The organism is Psychrobacter cibarius, assembly GCF_904845955.1.
Lineage (GTDB): Bacteria > Pseudomonadota > Gammaproteobacteria > Pseudomonadales > Moraxellaceae > Psychrobacter > Psychrobacter cibarius_B.
Genome location: NZ_CAJGYX010000003.1, coordinates 84,361 through 100,387, shown reverse-complemented (window position 1 = coordinate 100,387; position 16,027 = coordinate 84,361). Strand labels below are relative to the sequence as shown.

14 protein-coding genes are annotated in these 16,027 nt (G+C 43.2%); 7 read left to right on the top strand and 7 right to left on the bottom strand.

The window, feature by feature from the left end; translation table 11 throughout:
- Window positions 1-183: 183 nt before the first annotated feature.
- The 5 genes from JMV76_RS07190 to JMV76_RS07170 all read right to left on the bottom strand — a co-directional run bounded on the left by JMV76_RS07190 (window position 184) and on the right by JMV76_RS07170 (window position 5,246).
- Entirely contained in the window at window positions 184-1,650 is a 1,467-nt protein-coding gene (locus tag JMV76_RS07190; protein ID WP_201502154.1) for a protein adenylyltransferase SelO, read from the bottom strand.
- 323 nt (window positions 1,651-1,973) lie between these two features.
- Window positions 1,974-3,152 carry an acyl-CoA desaturase gene (locus JMV76_RS07185; protein WP_201502408.1) on the bottom strand — a complete coding sequence of 393 codons (1,179 nt, stop codon included), beginning with the start codon at window positions 3,150-3,152 and terminating at the stop codon, window positions 1,974-1,976.
- A 400-nt stretch (window positions 3,153-3,552) separates the two neighbouring features.
- Window positions 3,553-4,077: an IS630 family transposase gene (locus JMV76_RS07180; RefSeq protein ID WP_201502402.1), complete on the bottom strand. Its 525-nt coding sequence runs from the start codon at window positions 4,075-4,077 to the stop codon at window positions 3,553-3,555.
- Between the two features lie 20 nt (window positions 4,078-4,097).
- The gene (locus tag JMV76_RS07175) at window positions 4,098-4,400 is read right to left on the bottom strand and encodes an IS630 transposase-related protein (protein WP_201502153.1); all 303 of its coding nucleotides are present in this window, start codon (window positions 4,398-4,400) and stop codon (window positions 4,098-4,100) included.
- A gap of 117 nt (window positions 4,401-4,517) precedes the next feature.
- Window positions 4,518-5,246 carry a glycerophosphodiester phosphodiesterase gene (locus JMV76_RS07170; protein ID WP_201502152.1) on the bottom strand — a complete coding sequence of 243 codons (729 nt, stop codon included), beginning with the start codon at window positions 5,244-5,246 and terminating at the stop codon, window positions 4,518-4,520.
- 438 nt (window positions 5,247-5,684) lie between these two features.
- Here JMV76_RS07170 and JMV76_RS07165 point away from each other — a divergent pair, with 438 nt between their 5' ends.
- Window positions 5,685-6,620, top strand: a complete 936-nt coding sequence (locus tag JMV76_RS07165; RefSeq protein WP_201502151.1) for a hypothetical protein — start codon at window positions 5,685-5,687, stop codon at window positions 6,618-6,620.
- A gap of 169 nt (window positions 6,621-6,789) precedes the next feature.
- Here the strand turns inward: JMV76_RS07165 and JMV76_RS07160 are convergent, their stop codons facing one another.
- Entirely contained in the window at window positions 6,790-7,386 is a 597-nt protein-coding gene (locus JMV76_RS07160; RefSeq protein WP_045446323.1) for a cob(I)yrinic acid a,c-diamide adenosyltransferase, read from the bottom strand.
- Window positions 7,387-7,603: 217 nt separating this feature from the next.
- Between JMV76_RS07160 and cysS the strand changes: the two genes are divergently transcribed.
- From cysS to pdxH, 6 genes are all read left to right on the top strand, one after another.
- Complete coding sequence (gene cysS, locus JMV76_RS07155) at window positions 7,604-9,064, top strand: cysteine--tRNA ligase (protein WP_201502150.1); 1,461 nt, start codon at window positions 7,604-7,606, stop codon at window positions 9,062-9,064.
- A 239-nt stretch (window positions 9,065-9,303) separates the two neighbouring features.
- Entirely contained in the window at window positions 9,304-9,936 is a 633-nt protein-coding gene (locus JMV76_RS14820) for a hypothetical protein (protein ID WP_227690190.1), read from the top strand.
- Entirely contained in the window at window positions 9,930-11,315 is a 1,386-nt protein-coding gene (locus JMV76_RS07150) for a mechanosensitive ion channel family protein (protein WP_227690188.1), read from the top strand. Before JMV76_RS14820 ends, JMV76_RS07150 begins: the two co-directional genes overlap by 7 nt.
- Window positions 11,316-11,717: 402 nt before the next feature.
- Window positions 11,718-13,190, top strand: coding sequence for an IMP dehydrogenase (gene guaB / locus JMV76_RS07145; RefSeq protein ID WP_045454296.1), 1,473 nt, complete (start codon window positions 11,718-11,720; stop codon window positions 13,188-13,190).
- A gap of 213 nt (window positions 13,191-13,403) precedes the next feature.
- Window positions 13,404-14,774 carry a phosphoglucosamine mutase gene (glmM, locus tag JMV76_RS07140; protein WP_201502149.1) on the top strand — a complete coding sequence of 457 codons (1,371 nt, stop codon included), beginning with the start codon at window positions 13,404-13,406 and terminating at the stop codon, window positions 14,772-14,774.
- Window positions 14,775-14,817: 43 nt separating this feature from the next.
- Window positions 14,818-15,462 (top strand): pyridoxamine 5'-phosphate oxidase, encoded by a 645-nt coding sequence (pdxH, locus tag JMV76_RS07135; RefSeq protein ID WP_201502407.1) that lies wholly within the window; start codon window positions 14,818-14,820, stop codon window positions 15,460-15,462.
- 98 nt (window positions 15,463-15,560) lie between these two features.
- Here pdxH and JMV76_RS07130 read toward each other — a convergent pair whose 3' ends face one another.
- The gene (locus JMV76_RS07130; RefSeq protein WP_045446328.1) at window positions 15,561-15,995 is read right to left on the bottom strand and encodes a hypothetical protein; all 435 of its coding nucleotides are present in this window, start codon (window positions 15,993-15,995) and stop codon (window positions 15,561-15,563) included.
- Window positions 15,996-16,027: the final 32 nt, after the last annotated feature.

Genomic DNA, 16,027 nt, shown 5'->3' with positions numbered 1-16,027 from the left:
AATAGTTATTCTAGCACTATTGCCAATTCACTGCCTAGTCAGCTGCCGTGAACGGCAAGAATAATATAGTAAAATGATATTCATTATTTAGCCAATTAATAATGCCAAAAATTAGGGTCAAATATCAACCTTAATCTTATAATGTTTCAAAATATTACAGAATAGTAGTTTAATAACATATCATTAAGACGAGCAACTAATCGGCATTTGCGGCGCATGTGGGGTAGGCGGCATCGTATCGAGAAGGGTAGCGATTGCTTGTACCTGATAAGGGTTAGCCAGTAAATCGAATACTCGACTCACTTCTTCGAACTGTCCTTGTTCTGCTGCCGTAATGGCACGCTGCGCCATACTATTACGCAGTACATAAACAGGATTATTGTGCTGCATATCATCGATAACTTGCTCAAGTGGCAGCTGCTGTATTTGAGCCATATAACGAGTCGACCAATCTTGCCAGACTTGTTGGGCATGATCGCTAAGCTCATTCGTCATGGTTGACAATAGCTGCTCTTCATAATGGTGCTCATTCGGCGCGACTAAACCGAGTAGCGCACGGAAGCTATTGGTATAGTCCAGCAAGTTGTCTTCTAGTAAGGTTAGCCATTCGAAAGCTAAGGTTAGACTCTCTTTTGCATGCGGCAGCCCAAGCTTACGACAAAGCCCTTGCTGATAGTGCTGCATAAAGGTAGCCTCATAAGGCGCTAGACAGTCTGCTAACGCCTCACGCGTTACGCCCTCTAAGCGCATAAAATGTGGCAGCCAAGCATTGAGATTCCAGTGACCAATAGCAGGTTGATTCTGATAAGCGTAGCGACCAGTATGATCAGAGTGGTTGTTGATCCAAGCAGGATTAAAACGCTCCATAAAACCAAATGGACCAAAGTCTAAGGTGCTACCAGTGATAGAGAGGTTGTCAGTATTCATCACGCCATGAGCAAAGCCAATCAGTTGCCAGTCAGCAATCATTCGTGCGGTTCGCTCAACCACCGTGGTTAAAAATGTCAGTATGGGAGCGTCACTATCACGGCACTCTGGATAATAAGTGTCGATCATATAATCGGTGAACTCAGTGAGTAGATCAGGAGCAAAGCTGGCAATCCACTCGATATGACCTAAGCGAACGTGACTATCAGCCACGCGCATCAATGCCGCACCTGCTTCCATGCGCTCACGGCGCACTCTGGTATCGGAGACAACAAATCCCAAAGCATTAGAGGAAGGAACACCTAATTGTGTAAGAGCATGACCACATAAATACTCGCGAATAGTGCTGCGCAAGACAGCACGCCCATCACCCATCCGCGAATAAGGCGTCAGACCAATACCCTTAAGGTGCAAGTCTTGCAATTGATTATTGTTATCGAGCACTTGTGCCATCAGCAAGCCGCGCCCATCACCCAATTGACCTGCCCATTGCCCAAATTGGTGACCCGCATAAACCATGGCCAATGGCTTAAAATCCGCTGGCATGTATTGACCGCCCAATATCTCAACCCAGTTGGTCATCAGATTTTCATCATCTGTCCAGCCTAACTGCTGCGCAACTTTCATATTGAAGTGTCCAGCACGTGGATTGTCCAGCGGCGTTGGCGGTTGCTCATGATAAAGGCGTGTGTCTAGATTGATATAGGTATTTTGATAGCGCATACAAGCCGTTCCTGCTTTTGAAGTATAAGTAAAGTGTAGGGGCGATAAAAGCACTATAGCATAGCCTTGATATTACATCGTTTCACTCTGTCCATCTCTTGTAATAGCGCACCCAAAAACCATGAGTAATATTGAATGCATTTAGCCTATCAAACAAAGATATTGCTTCCACTTGTCCTTTTTATTTTTATAAATCAATGTTCGACACGATCTATAAAGGATGAGCAAAAAAAACCCTCTATCTGTAGCAGATAGAGGGAAGGAGAAGCTTTACAATTATCGTTCATCACAAAAGTAATAAAATACAGTTTAATAATCAGCGATTATGCTGCCTTTTTACTGATACCAATCGAGCGAAACGCGGTTTTTAAATTGCTATTATGCTCAAGAATTTTTTGTTCAATTTTGGCATAGTCATGCTTTAGCTCATCTTCCACTTCATGCAAGCGATCGGCATATTCTGTCTTTTTCAGCTCAATCGTTTTGGCTTTGAGTGCTTGCCATTCTTCAACAGTCTGCATAAAGGCATCATATTCAAACTTAATACGATCTTGGAAGCTTCTCATGGCATGAGGAAGATCAAGACCGCCCACTGCTGCTGTATCGATTTGCTGCTGAGCCGCTTTAAATTGCATTTGTACTTCTGCATGCTTGATAGTGGTGTCATCAACGGTACGTAGCTCACTGGTTAAGCCCAGCTTCGATAGGCCAGCAATCAGCCATTTAGTGGGATCATACTGCCACCATTTTACCCCGTTACGATAGTCGTATTGGAAGAAGTGATGGTAGTTATGATAACCCTCACCCCATGTAAAGATAGCTAAGAAGAAGTTATCACGGGCAGTATTGGTATCCGTATAAGGACGCGTGCCAAACATATGACATAGCGAATTAATAAAGAAGGTAAAGTGGTGCGTCAGTACTAGACGTAGTAAGCCTACGATGACCAAAGTACCCCAAACATCACCCAATAACCAACCGATCGCAGCGACCACACCGATATTCAATGCCGCAACCCAGAGACCATAATATTTATGCTGAATTTGCAGCGTTCCTTCTTTGGTTAGGTCAGGGATATTTTTATAGTCAAATTTACCACTAGGATAATTGCGTAGCATCCAGCCCATGTGACTAAAGAAAAAGCCACGCTTTGCTGAGTACGGGTCTTCTAAGCGGTCATCGACATGACGATGATGCGTACGGTGACCAGAAACCCAATCAAACGCTGAACCTTGTACGGCAAAGGTGGAACCTAGCAATAAAAAGTTTTTGACGATCGGGTGCGCTTTATAAGCACGATGCGATAGCAGGCGATGATAACCAGCGGTAATACTGATACCTGTCCATACCATAAAGGCACCAAATACGCCCCAAACTGGCGCGCTAACATCATGAGTAAACAAATACCATGGTGTAATGATCGCAGCAGCAATAGGTGTGGCTACCAAGATAGTCGCTGGAATCCAGTTGATCGGCGCTTTTGTAAACTCGAACTCACGCATATCAATGCTGTCTTCTTTAGTAGAGACATCTTGCTCTCCCGCAGCATGAGCGTAGTTGCGTTTGGCAACAGGCTGCTCATTAAGCGAGCTTGCAGTTTTACTCTCGTCAAAACGTGTCTTAAAACGTGTGGCTTGAGTGCTGGCGGCTTTGATAAGCGTATCACCAGATTTGATAGCGAAACGTAAGCCTTTAAGCGGTAAGCCAAGTGCTTTTTTTGCAATCATATAATATCCCTAACGGTATTAATTTAAGCCTATATGATACCTTAAAAAATCAATAAAGTGAACAGTTATACACTGTAGAAATATTGCTAAATAACAATAACTTGTATTGATTATGGAATGTATTAACGAAAATAATGGATGACTTATCAGGCATTGAGGAGAAGTGTAAGTATAGTCAGTTCAAAATAAAAATGTTATGCCTTGGACAAATATCATAAAACAATTTGGATAAGTCATTTTGCATCCAACCTTGGCGTAGAAACTTCACTTGAGCCCATTTCTTTTCGATAGGGTTTAGGTCTGGGCTGTACGGCGGCAACCAAAGAATACGATGCCCGTGCCTGTTTAGTAGCTTTTGAATGCGTTTGCTCTTATGAAATCTGGCGTTATCCATCACAATCACGCATTTGGTTTTAAGACTTGGGATTAGCTTGTGTTTGCACCAGTGATAGAAGACGATGCTGTTGATGTTTGTCTCAAAGTAATCAAGCGCAAACAGCATCTTTTCATACAGAGCACCAATAACGTTGGTTCGCTTTTTACCTTGCCAGTTGTAGCTATCGATACAAGGCTTACCGATCAGCGCATAGCCATGAGAGCGGATGGTCTCGTGCTCAAAGCCGCTTTCATCCATATAGACAATGGGATAGCCTTGCTGCGTAAAGCTATCAAGCTTTCCCTGATACGCCGCTCTTTTTATTGGGCAAGCTTTTGGATGCTCTAAGGTCTTTTTTGACTGATACCTAGGCGCTTTAGGGCATGATAAATGCCTGTTTTACTACAGTTTAGACGACGAGCTCGCTCATACTGGTAATCATCGGGATGTTCTTGAACATCATTAAGTAGCACGTCATCTGGTATTTTATAGGGTTTGGTTTGCCTGGTTGTTTTACTATGAACACGTCTCTTCCAGTTCTGTATAGTGGTTGGGCTCAGATTGTAAAACTCAGCTGCCTCGGCAAAGGTCATACCCTCGTCTAAGCTTTTAAGAACTTGCATACGAAAATCTAGTGAGTAAGTCATGGTCTTTATAATAACAATTGGGTTTGATAATTAGTTTATAACATTTTTATGTGGGCTTGACTATAACACCGTAGATATGTAGATGATTTTAAATAAATCAAATAAAGGCGATGCTTATTAACCCAGCAGTAAATGACTTGGATAATCAGTGATGATGACGTCAGCTTGCCACGCGATCAGCTGTTTAATCGTGTCAATATCATTGACCGTCCACGCACTCACTGGCAAGCCATAACGGTGGCTATGTTCAATGACTTCTCGACTAATCAGCGGATAGTGGATACCTAGCTGAATACAGCCAAGTTGCAAGGCGGTATTCGGCGCAGTCATTAAGACTTCAGGTGTGCGAATGAGCAAGCCACGAGAGATATGCTTTAGTAATGGATGACGTTGCAAGCGAACATGTAGCTCTACATCAAAGCTGGTCAGCACAATGGGTAGTTTGGCAAGTGGGCTATCGATGAGGTTGCGTGCCAATGCTTGTACCAATTTAGCATAATCAGTACGGTCATGCGTTTTAATCTCCAGTTCAATATCAGTAAAGCCCTTTAGCAACGGCGATACCTGCCCTAATGTCATAATCTGATGACCAAACTGCGAATGGCGTTGAATTTCAGTAAGATTTAACTGATCAACACGTGCTTGCTGACCACACATGCGTTGCAGCGTGTCATCATGAAACACGATTAAATGACCATCCGCACTCAGTTGTACATCAAACTCAACCCCTACTAGACCCTGAGTGTTGAGACGTTGAGCGTACTCAAAGCCTGAAAAGGTATTTTCTAATGCTTCGCCGCGCGCACCGCGATGACCCAATAAAAGCGTGTTTTCGAAATTTATCATAATTTATATGGTTGGTTAGTGATACGCGCAATCATATAGTGCTAAAACAACAGCGTCTAATAAAATTTGCTCGATAAAGCAATATTACTATGTGGTTCTTTTTATCCAAAAACTTTATAGAGATGAGCTGAGCGAAATCTTAGGATAGGTTTACTGTCTGTCAAACATTCAACAGACCCTAGTTGATCGCGGTAGTCTAAAAGCGTATTTATAGCGAATTCATAAGTATGTATTTGTTATGTTTTTGCAACTAAATACAGGTTTTACCTATAATGAGGGGCGTTATTTGTATATCCATGGGCTACACTAATGAACATTTTATTTAAACACCGTATAATAATCTGGTTTTCAAACCTAGGGCAGCTAGGGTTGCGGTTTGAACATCAATCACTGTCCATCAGTGGCGGTACGTATTAGTAAATTGGGAGCAAAAGAAATATGAGCGTAGCAAATAAAAACGTGAGCAAGTGGTATAAAGTGGCTGGTATTGGCATGGTATGTGGTTTAGCGCTTGCTGGCTGTGATCGCTCAGAGAAGGAAGATACCACAGAGACGGCAGAGCTCACAGAGCAAGAGTCTGCGTCTACTGAAAACACCGCAGCTACTGCGGTGAGCTGTGATGACCCAATGGTACAAGATCGTCTCAAAACGGCTCTAAAAAACACGCTCAATCAACAAGCACAAACGCTGGCTGCCAACTACGCAAATGATGCAGAGATCAGTCTCGCTAGCGGCGCTATCACTAATAAAACCAACGGCATTGTGATTGATGTACAAAATGCTGCAGTTTTACAAGCAGCCAATGACAATGGTATGACGACTTGTCAGGCAAGTGTGAGCATGACGTTGCCAAGCGAAGATTTGTATCAAGCCAGTCAAGTACAAGCAGCCAACAATCTGCCGAGCCTACAATCACGTTTAGCGCAAAATAACATTCGTATCAATAATAACATGTTGGTTGATGATGCCTTTACCTATGTCGTTGGTACTCAAGGCGGTCAAGTACGCACACGTATTGCTGGGCAGCCAGCATTGATTACTGTGGTCGCCGATGTGATGGCAGGTTCTGTATTTAAATCAGCGATGGATGAGCAGCGCGCCCAGCGCAGCACTGAGCGCCGTGCAGCACAAAACGATGACAGTCAGTCAGCACCTGTTCGTCAGCCTCAAGTAGTCAAGCCAGTTGAGCCGATTCGTCCTACTCAGCCTGCCACGCCGCCGACTATTAACAATCCAAGCAGTAGTAATACGGATAGCAGCGCGTCAGCCACTCCTGAGGTTAAAACCCCAGCCACACCCGCTGTACCGAAATCAGTACCTAAAGATGAAAGTATCGATATGGTCATTATTGAAGATGACAGCGCTACTTACTAATTAGTAATATTTAAGCTGTTTTCGAATAATATTGTCGTGATTGAATAGTATCGATTAGTCAATAAAAAGCCCGCAGTGTTAAGGTTGCGGGCTTTTTTATATTTTATTCTAGGGCTTGATTCTAGGGCTTGATTCTAGCGTTTTAGTCCACTGAAGTAGTCATGCGCAATTATTTTTTATCAGCGAATTTTTGTAATACCTGACTGTCCCATAAGACTTCAGAGACTTTGTTTGGATCTGTACAAAAGCGAGCAGCGACAAACAACCAATCCGATAAGCGATTGATAAAGCTCACGGCCGTACTGCGAATCGCTTGTGGTCGCTCTTGCTGTAATAGCACTGCTTGGCGCTCAGCACGGCGACAGACCGTACGCGCAACGTGCAGTTGGCTGACCAATACCGAACCTGTGGGCAAGATAAAATCTTTTAGCGGCGGCAAGGTGGTATTCATCGCATCAATTTGCTGTTCTAACCATGTAATGTGAGTGGCATTGACGCCTTCATATTCTGGCATAGCCAGCTCACCACCGATATTAAACAATAAATGCTGAATGATGACTAACGCTTGAGAAAATTCTTTTTCTATAGATTGCCCTTTATTATGCTGTAACTGAGCACGTACCAGACCAATGTGTGAGTTAAGCTCGTCGATATCACCCATTACGCTAAATAGATTGTCTGCTTTGCTGACGCGGCTGCCGTCTGCCATGCCAGTGCTACCGTCATCTCCAGTACGCGTATATATTTTGCTTAAACGATTGCCCATATCTAAATCCTTAACAGTTTTTATGATTGAATGATGTTAGTTGCGGGCTCATTGTAGTATTTTATGGCTGTTTTCGCTAAGATAATGGGTTAGGTTTTATGTTGCCGTTGTTTTTACAGTTATAACGACCATAGTCAGTGCTGTTTAATATCCAAACATTGATTATATTTTTGTTTTTATTTTATCTATTTTATTTATATTAAAAGGCTTTTTAACCATGACCACACCACTTGCCGATGCGATGTCTCAGCTTGCTATTCATGACTCACTGACTGGCGGAAAACGTCAGTTTGTACCACTCAAATCAGGGCAAGTAGGCATGTATGTGTGCGGTATGACCGTTTATGATTATTGTCATATTGGGCATGCGCGGGTGATGGTTGGTTTTGACATGGTAGTGCGCTGGTTGGCTCAGTTAGGCTATGACGTTAATTATGTGCGCAATATCACCGATATTGATGACAAGATCATCGCTCGTGCCACCGAAAACGGCGAAGAGATTGGTACGTTAACGCAGCGTTTTATTGAAGCCATGCACGAGGATGCAACCGCTCTTGGCTGCGAGATGCCAGACGCTGAGCCGCGCGCGACTGATCATATCGATGATATGCAGCAAATGATTGAGACCTTGGTCACAGGTAATTATGCGTACGCAGGCGACAATGGTGATGTCTACTATGCCGTCGATAATTTTGCAGATTATGGTAAATTATCTAAGCGTAATCTCGATGAGATGCAAGCAGGTTCACGTGTCGATGTCGAAAATGACAAACGCAATCCGTTTGACTTTGTGCTGTGGAAAGCCGCGAAACCTAATGAGCCGCAATGGGCATCACCATGGGGACAAGGGCGTCCAGGTTGGCATATCGAATGCTCAGCGATGTCGACTAAGTGCTTAGGTAATACCTTTGATATTCATGGCGGTGGTCATGACTTGCAATTTCCGCATCACGAAAACGAGATAGCGCAGTCTGAAGCCGCGACTGGCTGTGAATACGCGCGTAACTGGATGCATGTCGGTTTCATTAATGTCGATGGCGAAAAAATGTCCAAGTCGTTGGGTAACTTTTTTACCATTCGTGACGTGATGGCAAAATATCTGCCTGAGACGGTGCGCTTTTTCTTATTATCAAGCCATTATCGCAGCCAAGTCAATTTTTCTGATAACGCATTGGACGAAGCACATAATAGCCTAAGCAGATTATATAATGCGTTAAAATTGGCCGAACAACAAAAAGGGCAGGTGCTCGTCGTCAGTGATACGCTGATAAATGATGCTTATAGCAGCAGTGCTGGACAAGATTTCATCAAAGCCATGAACGATGATTTTAATAGTTCAACGGCGATCAGTGTACTGTTTGGGCTGGCGCGTGATATTAATAAAGCCATTAAAGCCGAAGATGTAGACACTGCATGGCAATTAGCAGAGCAGCTCAAAGCGTTGGCACAGGTACTCAATATTTTACAGCAGCCAGTTCAACAGTTTTTGCAAGCAGTGATTGGTGACAAGGCAGATGATGGTTTAACCGATGACACTATCGATGGTTTAATCATTGAGCGTGCGGATGCCAAAACCAATAAAAACTTTGCGCGTGCTGATGAGATACGTGAGCAGCTAAAAGATGCTGGTATTGAGCTTGAAGACAGCCGTGCTGGCACGACATGGCGCCGCGCTTAAGGCAATCACGTTACAGAACACCTATATAGATAGTCATAAACTAAGTCAGCTTTGAGCTGGCTTTTTTTATAGGCTAAACTAGGGTATATCATCATTCTAAAAATGGTGCTAAGAACAAGACAAATTGCTGTCAAACAAGAAAGATGAAGCTAAATTGGCTATGCAATATATGTAAGAATAAGCTTTGTAGGCAAACTTTAAGAGATGCAAACATCAAGTGAATTAATGGCTTTTAAAATATGAATATTCTCAAAAAGAGCATTGTTGGCGGTCATTGTATAGCAACTGATACCGACGGTGACTACTATCCTAACGGCCAACGTTGGAATGTGCGCGCCAGTACTTTGTCATTACTATTAGTTTTTTTTATAGTCAGCATGAGTGCTGTGTTTGCATCCGCTAATGCCGCAAGCACTAGTGATATGCAAAGCGATAGCGAACAAGTTGATGATGAGCAGTCCAGCTCGTCATCGACTTCAGTCAGCAAGCCCGATAATCTGGCTGAATATGCCACTCAGAAAATCAATACAATTAAAGACGAAAGCCTCAGTATCTCTGGCGTTGCAGAAGAAATATTTGATCCTACCGAGCGTAATGCAGTAGAGCAAGCGGGTAATTTGCAGGGCGATTCTGGACTGACGGGTGAATACAATGAAAGTTATTATTTGCTAGACAAGCTCAATGTAGGCTTGCCGCCATTGTCTGAACTGCCAAATTTAACCACGCCACTAGCGACTTTAGAGTTTTTTCAGTCAGCGGTCATGAAGCAACAATACGACTTGGCTGCTTATGCACTCAACATGAATTTAATCGATCAGAAAATTCAGCGTAACCACGCGCTTGAGTTATCAAAACGGTTGGATTTTTGTTAACGGAAAAAGAGCTTTACGTCTTTGATGATCTGCCAGATCGCCCAGATGGTTTAATCGAGCCGCCACTTGGCAATACCAGTAGTATCATGGGTATCCCTAGACGTTCGATTCAGCTAGGCTATATCGACTATCGTGAGCGCCGTGTTCCCATCTATTTGCAACGAGTACGGGTTGGTGAAGCTGCGCCTATTTGGGTGTTTTCTGCACAGACCGTTGATAATATTGACAATCTCTATGAGCAATATCATCCAGCGGAATTTGAGCGTTATTTACCTGGGTGGTTAAAACTTAAGATTTTTAGTATCGCACTATGGGAGTTTTTGGCATTAGCACTGTTTTTCTTAGTGACCATGGGAGTAGGATGGTTACTCAGTAAAGGCACGGAAAAAATCATCAGTCGTTATATCGACGATGAAAAATACAGCAATTATGTTGGTAGTACTAATGGCGTGGCAGATTTGGTTAATAAGCTGACCGTGCCGTTGACTTTTACCATCAGTTTTTTGCTCGTCTTTACTTTGGTGTCAGGGGGCTTTCCTTATTTGGATGCGGTAGCTTCATCGACTCGTCCGCTTATCTGGATTGGGCTAGTATTTAGTACCTTATGGCTTGGCATTCGCATTATTAACTTTTTTGCTAATCGCTATCAAAGCCTACAAATTGAAAATCTGGCTGAAGAGCACTTTGATAAAGAGCGCCGTCGCCGTACTTATGTATCGATATTTCGCCGCGTCTTTATTTTTGTCATGATTTTGGGCAGTATTTGGATTGGTCTCAGTGAATTTGCCAACATGGAAGGCCTTGGTAAGACGCTATTGACCTCGGCTGGTATTGCAGGCGTGGTCATTGGAATTGCCGCGCAGCCGATACTGGGTAACATCATTGCTGGGGTACAGGTGGCCGTGACCCAGCCGGTACGGATTGGCGATAGTGTGATAATGGATGGCAACTTTAGTACCGTTGAAGACCTGCGTTATACGTATGCGGTACTCAAAACATGGGATGAACGTCGATTGATCGTGCCGATGCGCGAACTGATCACCGAAATGGTAGAAAACTGGTCACATACCGAAGTACATCAGACTTGCCCTGTGTTTTTATATGTCGATTATGGCGCAGATATTGACACCATTCGCCAGCAATTTATATCGGCGGTTAAAGACAATAAGCTTTGGGACAATAAAACTGAGCCTGAAATGTTTGTCGTTGAGGTGACTGCCAACATTATTCACCTGCGCGGCGCTGTTTCAGGGGTAGGTCCCATAGAAGCATGGACACTGGCCTGTGAGATACGTGAGCAGATGCTGAATTATTTATATAGCAAACAAAAAGCTTATCTGCCTGCTGAACGTTTAATATTGAAGGGTCAAAACCAGTAACCGACGATTGAGTATGTTTTCTATGTTTTTAAATAGCTGGGCTCTACAGACGTCGATATCGATAGATAAGCGCTAGCAAAATAAGCTGACAAATATAGCATGCGATTTGTCTGATTATTTGTTATAATATGGCGTTATTTTTAAGGGATAAATGAGCGATTAAGAGTAGGGGCGCACTATATTTGTGCAAACTTATTAGTATCAATCAATTGCAATTTTCGAGTGTCTCTGTTTGTTTAATCACAAACACCGGCTGGCTCATTGCTGATTATCTAAAACTTTGTGATACGAGGTCTTTAATTTTAAGACTTTAGCTTCATAAAGTCATATCGGTGATTTTGGTTGATTGTCTTAATGCCAAAAATATCCCACCCATCAAAATAACCACCACTAGGGGTCTGTATGTTGCGAATTGTCGATGAAGCCTTAACCTTTGATGACGTTTTATTGTTGCCAGCTTATTCTGAAGTCTTGCCAAAAACTGCCGATCTGACTACCCGTTTAACCAAAAATATCACGCTGAATCTACCGCTGATTTCTGCCGCGATGGATACCGTGACCGAATCTGAAATGGCCATTACGATGGCACAGCTAGGCGGTATGGGTATCTTGCACAAGAGCATGGATATCGCCAAGCAAGCCACACAAGTACGCCGCGTCAAAAAATTTGAAGCAGGTACGGTTGTAGATCCGATTACTGTGCATCCAGAGATGACGATTGGCGATCTGCTACAGCTGACGCAAGACAATAATATCTCAGGCGTACCTGTGGTAGAAAGAGGCACTGATAATGTCGTGGGTATTGTGACTCACAGAGATTGGCGCTTTGAAACCAATCTGTCTTTGCCAGTTAGTAAAATCATGACGCCAAAAGATCAGTTGGTGACAGTACATGAAGGTGAAAGCAACGAAAACATCAAGCGTCTGCTACATGAACACCGTATTGAAAAAGTCATCGTTATCGACGATCATTTCCGTTTACGTGGTTTGATTACGGTTAATGATTTTGCAAAAGCTGAAAACAATCCAAATGCTTGTAAAGATGAGCAAGGTCGTCTGCGTGTTGGTGCTGCTGTTGGTACTGGTGCAGATACCCAAGCGCGTGTTGAAGCGTTAATCGCTGCTGACGTCGATATCATTGTGGTTGATACCGCACATGGTCATTCAAAAGGCGTGATTGATAAGGTATCTTGGATTAAAAAGCACTATCCACACGTACAAGTCATCGGTGGCAATATCGCAACAGGGGATGCTGCACTTGCACTACGTGATGCAGGCGCTGATGCGGTAAAAGTCGGTATTGGCCCTGGTTCTATCTGTACTACGCGTATCATCGCTGGTATCGGTGTGCCGCAAATCTCAGCTATCGATAACGTCGCTAGCGCATTGAAAGACAGTATTCCACTGATTGCTGATGGTGGTATTCGCTATTCAGGTGATATGGCAAAAGCCATTGCCGCTGGTGCTTCTTGCATTATGGTAGGCTCATTGATGGCGGGTACAGAAGAAGCGCCGGGTGAAGTTGAGCTATTCCAAGGTCGTTACTACAAAGCTTACCGCGGTATGGGTAGCCTTGGTGCGATGTCAGGCTCAAATGGCTCATCAGATCGTTACTTCCAAGATGCTAAAGATGGCGTAGAAAAATTAGTCCCAGAAGGTATCGAAGGCCGAGTTCCTTATAAAGGTCCAGTTGCTGGTATTGTTAATCAGTTGGTTGGCGGTTTGCGCTCATCAATGGGTTATACTGGCTCTGCGACCATCGAAGATATGCGTACTAATCCGCAATTCATTAAGGTGACATCGGCGGGCATGAAAGAGTCGCATGTCCATGATGTACAAATCACCAAAGAAGCACCGAACTATCGTGTGAATTAAAAGCTGTTTTATAATCCTGCATTATGTCAACGATAGCTATTTTGCAGGGCTGCAGTGACCTTAAGATACAAACAGCCAACAATGCCTTGTTATTGTTGGCTGTTTTTTTTGTAAAATACACAAGCGGATTATAATAATAACTACTTAGACTGTTTATACGTTATTGTTTGCGTATTCGTCTGGTTTTCACTCTTAGATTTGGGAGCATACATAATGAGCTACTTTGGCACCGATGGTATTCGCGGAAAATTCGGTGAGTCGCCGATCACACCAGACTTTATTTTAAAATTGGGCTATGTGACGGGACGTGTGCTGATAGAGAATAATGACAATCCTGCGCGCAAGCCAAGCGTGGTCATCGGTAAGGATACACGGCTGTCAGGTTATGTGATTGAAGGCGCATTGCAAGCGGGGTTTAATGCCGCTGGTGTTGATGTGCATATGCTTGGACCATTACCCACACCAGCGATTGCGCATTTGACCCGTAGTTTCAATGCAGATGCTGGGGTAGTTATTTCAGCGTCGCACAACCCTTACTATGATAACGGTATCAAGCTGTTTTCAGGAGATGGCAAAAAGCTGACTGATGAGATGCAAAACTCTATTAATGACAAGCTAAAAGCGATTATGAGTGCCTCTGAGGCGGACAATAATGTGATCATGCCTATTCTTGATCCAGCACAATTGGGGAAAAATAATCGAATCAATGATGCCAAAGGTCGCTATATCGAATTCTGTAAAGGCAGTTTTCCCTATCAGTACGACTTGAGTCATCTTACTGTCGTTGTAGATTGTGCCAATGGTGCAGGCTATAGCGTGGCACCGAGAGTCATGCGTGAGTTGGGTGCCAATGTGATTGCTATTAACAATACGCCTGATGGCGTCAATATCAATGCCGACTGCGGCTCTACCCATCCTGAAGGCTTACAGAAAGCAGTGATTGAGCACGAGGCAGATGTTGGTATCGCACTAGACGGTGATGGCGATCGTATTGTGATGGTTGATGAGGCTGGTAATCTGGTCGACGGCGATGGCATTTTATACGTACTTGCTACCCAAGGTCAGACTAAGGCGAAAGGTGTGGTTGGTACGCTGATGAGTAACATGGGCTTAGAGCTGGCACTCAAAGCAGCAGATATTAAGTTTACGCGTGCGAAAGTAGGCGATCGTTATGTGATGCATGAGCTTGAAGCAAATGGCTGGATACTGGGCGGCGAACCATCGGGTCATATTCTATGTTTAGATAAGAGTCGTACGGGCGATGCCATTATCGCCGGCTTGCAAGTGCTTGCGGTGATGGAAGCACGTGGTAAAGCGCTCAGTGATTTGACCGAAGGCTTTGAAAAATTGCCACAAAAACTGGTGAATGTGCGCTTAAGTAAAATGCAAGATCCGTTTGAACATGAAGAGCTGGTTGCTGCTTTTGCAAAAGCACAGGCCACTTTAGAGGGTCGCGGTCGTCTGCTCATTCGCCAATCAGGTACAGAACCTATGATACGTGTGATGGTTGAGTCGGATGATGAAATAGAATGTGATGTATTGGCAAATGATTTAGCTGATCATATCAAAGCAGTATTGGGTTAAAGTCATAATATAGTTATATTAAAATAAGGAATATTTTATGAGCATGGATTTTACCGATCAGCGTTTGTCATACGAAAAAGGTGAGCTTGATCAACAGTCCGTCCCAGACTCTCCATTTGAGCTACTAAAAGAATGGATGAATGAGGCAATAGCACAAAAGGTGCAAGAGCCTTATGCGATGAGTCTGGCGACGTGCGGTGCTGATAATAAACCCAGCGTGCGCATCGTACTTATGCGTGAGATTACTGAAAGTGGTGTGGTGTTTTATACCAACTATGAAAGCGCTAAAGGTCAAGATATTGCCGAAAACCCGAATGTCGAAGCGCTATTCTTTTGGCACGAGCTGGAGCGTCAAGTACGTATTAGTGGCAGCATTACTAAAATCGATGCTAATAAGTCAGCTGCTTACTTTCAAAAGCGCCCTCACGACAGTCAAGTGGGTGCATGGGTCAGTCAACCGCAAAGTGGCGAGGTTGCTGATCGTGAAGTGATGCAAGCCAAGTTTGATGAGCTGCAAAACCAGTATCCAGAAGGTAGCCAAGTGCCAACACCAGCGTTTTGGGGTGGTTACGAGATTAGCATTCATGAGATTGAGTTTTGGCAAGGTCGTGCCAATCGTATGCATGACCGTATTGTCTATACTAAAGACAATGGTGAAAGCTGGACTACCAAGCGCCTTTTGCCTTAAGCATATTTGCTATTTATTATTTAGATATAAGCAGAGAGTGATTTCTTAGGTGCTGTTGCTGTTTAGAGCAGCAACAGCACCTAATTTTATTAAAAGCTTTATGGTATAAGCTCGAGTACTTGCGACTTTTTTAGCTTTCCTGGGAAGTTTCCTGTAAATATACGGCAATATAAAGTTTTGTCGTTCTCTAAGTATGTTGAAGAATCAAGTTTGATGCTATAGATGTATTGATCTGAAAGTGTGTCAGCAGTAGGTTTGGTGTTTTTAGGAATATTGCCGCTCAAATAATTATTCGAAGAGTAGTCAGGAATGTATTTATCATCATAGATTCGTTTATCGTTGATACAATGTATATAACTCCCTGTATTTCTAGTTGATTCACGTATTGAAAAATTAGCTTCTGATAAAAAAGTTATTTCATAATATGATGATGTCCGTTTAAACTCGACCAATTGAACTTCCGTATTTTTATGATTTTTTATGCACCCTGACAAAATGAGTAAAGCACTTAACCCTATTATCTTATTCCGCATTATCATTCCTTTCATATAGTCAATTTATCATA

Bases quoted from the DNA above. Each gene is read 5' to 3' on its own strand.
- JMV76_RS07170 (WP_201502152.1), bottom strand. From the start codon at position 5,246: ATGATAAATTTCGAAAACACGCTTTTATTGGGTCATCGCGGTGCGCGC.
- guaB (WP_045454296.1), top strand. From the start codon at position 11,718: ATGTTGCGAATTGTCGATGAAGCCTTAACCTTTGATGACGTTTTATTG.
- JMV76_RS14820 (WP_227690190.1), top strand. From the start codon at position 9,304: ATGAATATTCTCAAAAAGAGCATTGTTGGCGGTCATTGTATAGCAACT.
- JMV76_RS07165 (WP_201502151.1), top strand. From the start codon at position 5,685: ATGAGCGTAGCAAATAAAAACGTGAGCAAGTGGTATAAAGTGGCTGGT.
- glmM (WP_201502149.1), top strand. From the start codon at position 13,404: ATGAGCTACTTTGGCACCGATGGTATTCGCGGAAAATTCGGTGAGTCG.
- JMV76_RS07160 (WP_045446323.1), bottom strand. From the start codon at position 7,386: ATGGGCAATCGTTTAAGCAAAATATATACGCGTACTGGAGATGACGGT.
- cysS (WP_201502150.1), top strand. From the start codon at position 7,604: ATGACCACACCACTTGCCGATGCGATGTCTCAGCTTGCTATTCATGAC.
- pdxH (WP_201502407.1), top strand. From the start codon at position 14,818: ATGGATTTTACCGATCAGCGTTTGTCATACGAAAAAGGTGAGCTTGAT.
- JMV76_RS07190 (WP_201502154.1), bottom strand. From the start codon at position 1,650: ATGCGCTATCAAAATACCTATATCAATCTAGACACACGCCTTTATCAT.
- JMV76_RS07130 (WP_045446328.1), bottom strand. From the start codon at position 15,995: ATGCGGAATAAGATAATAGGGTTAAGTGCTTTACTCATTTTGTCAGGG.
- JMV76_RS07175 (WP_201502153.1), bottom strand. From the start codon at position 4,400: ATGACTTACTCACTAGATTTTCGTATGCAAGTTCTTAAAAGCTTAGAC.
- JMV76_RS07185 (WP_201502408.1), bottom strand. From the start codon at position 3,152: ATGCGTGAGTTCGAGTTTACAAAAGCGCCGATCAACTGGATTCCAGCG.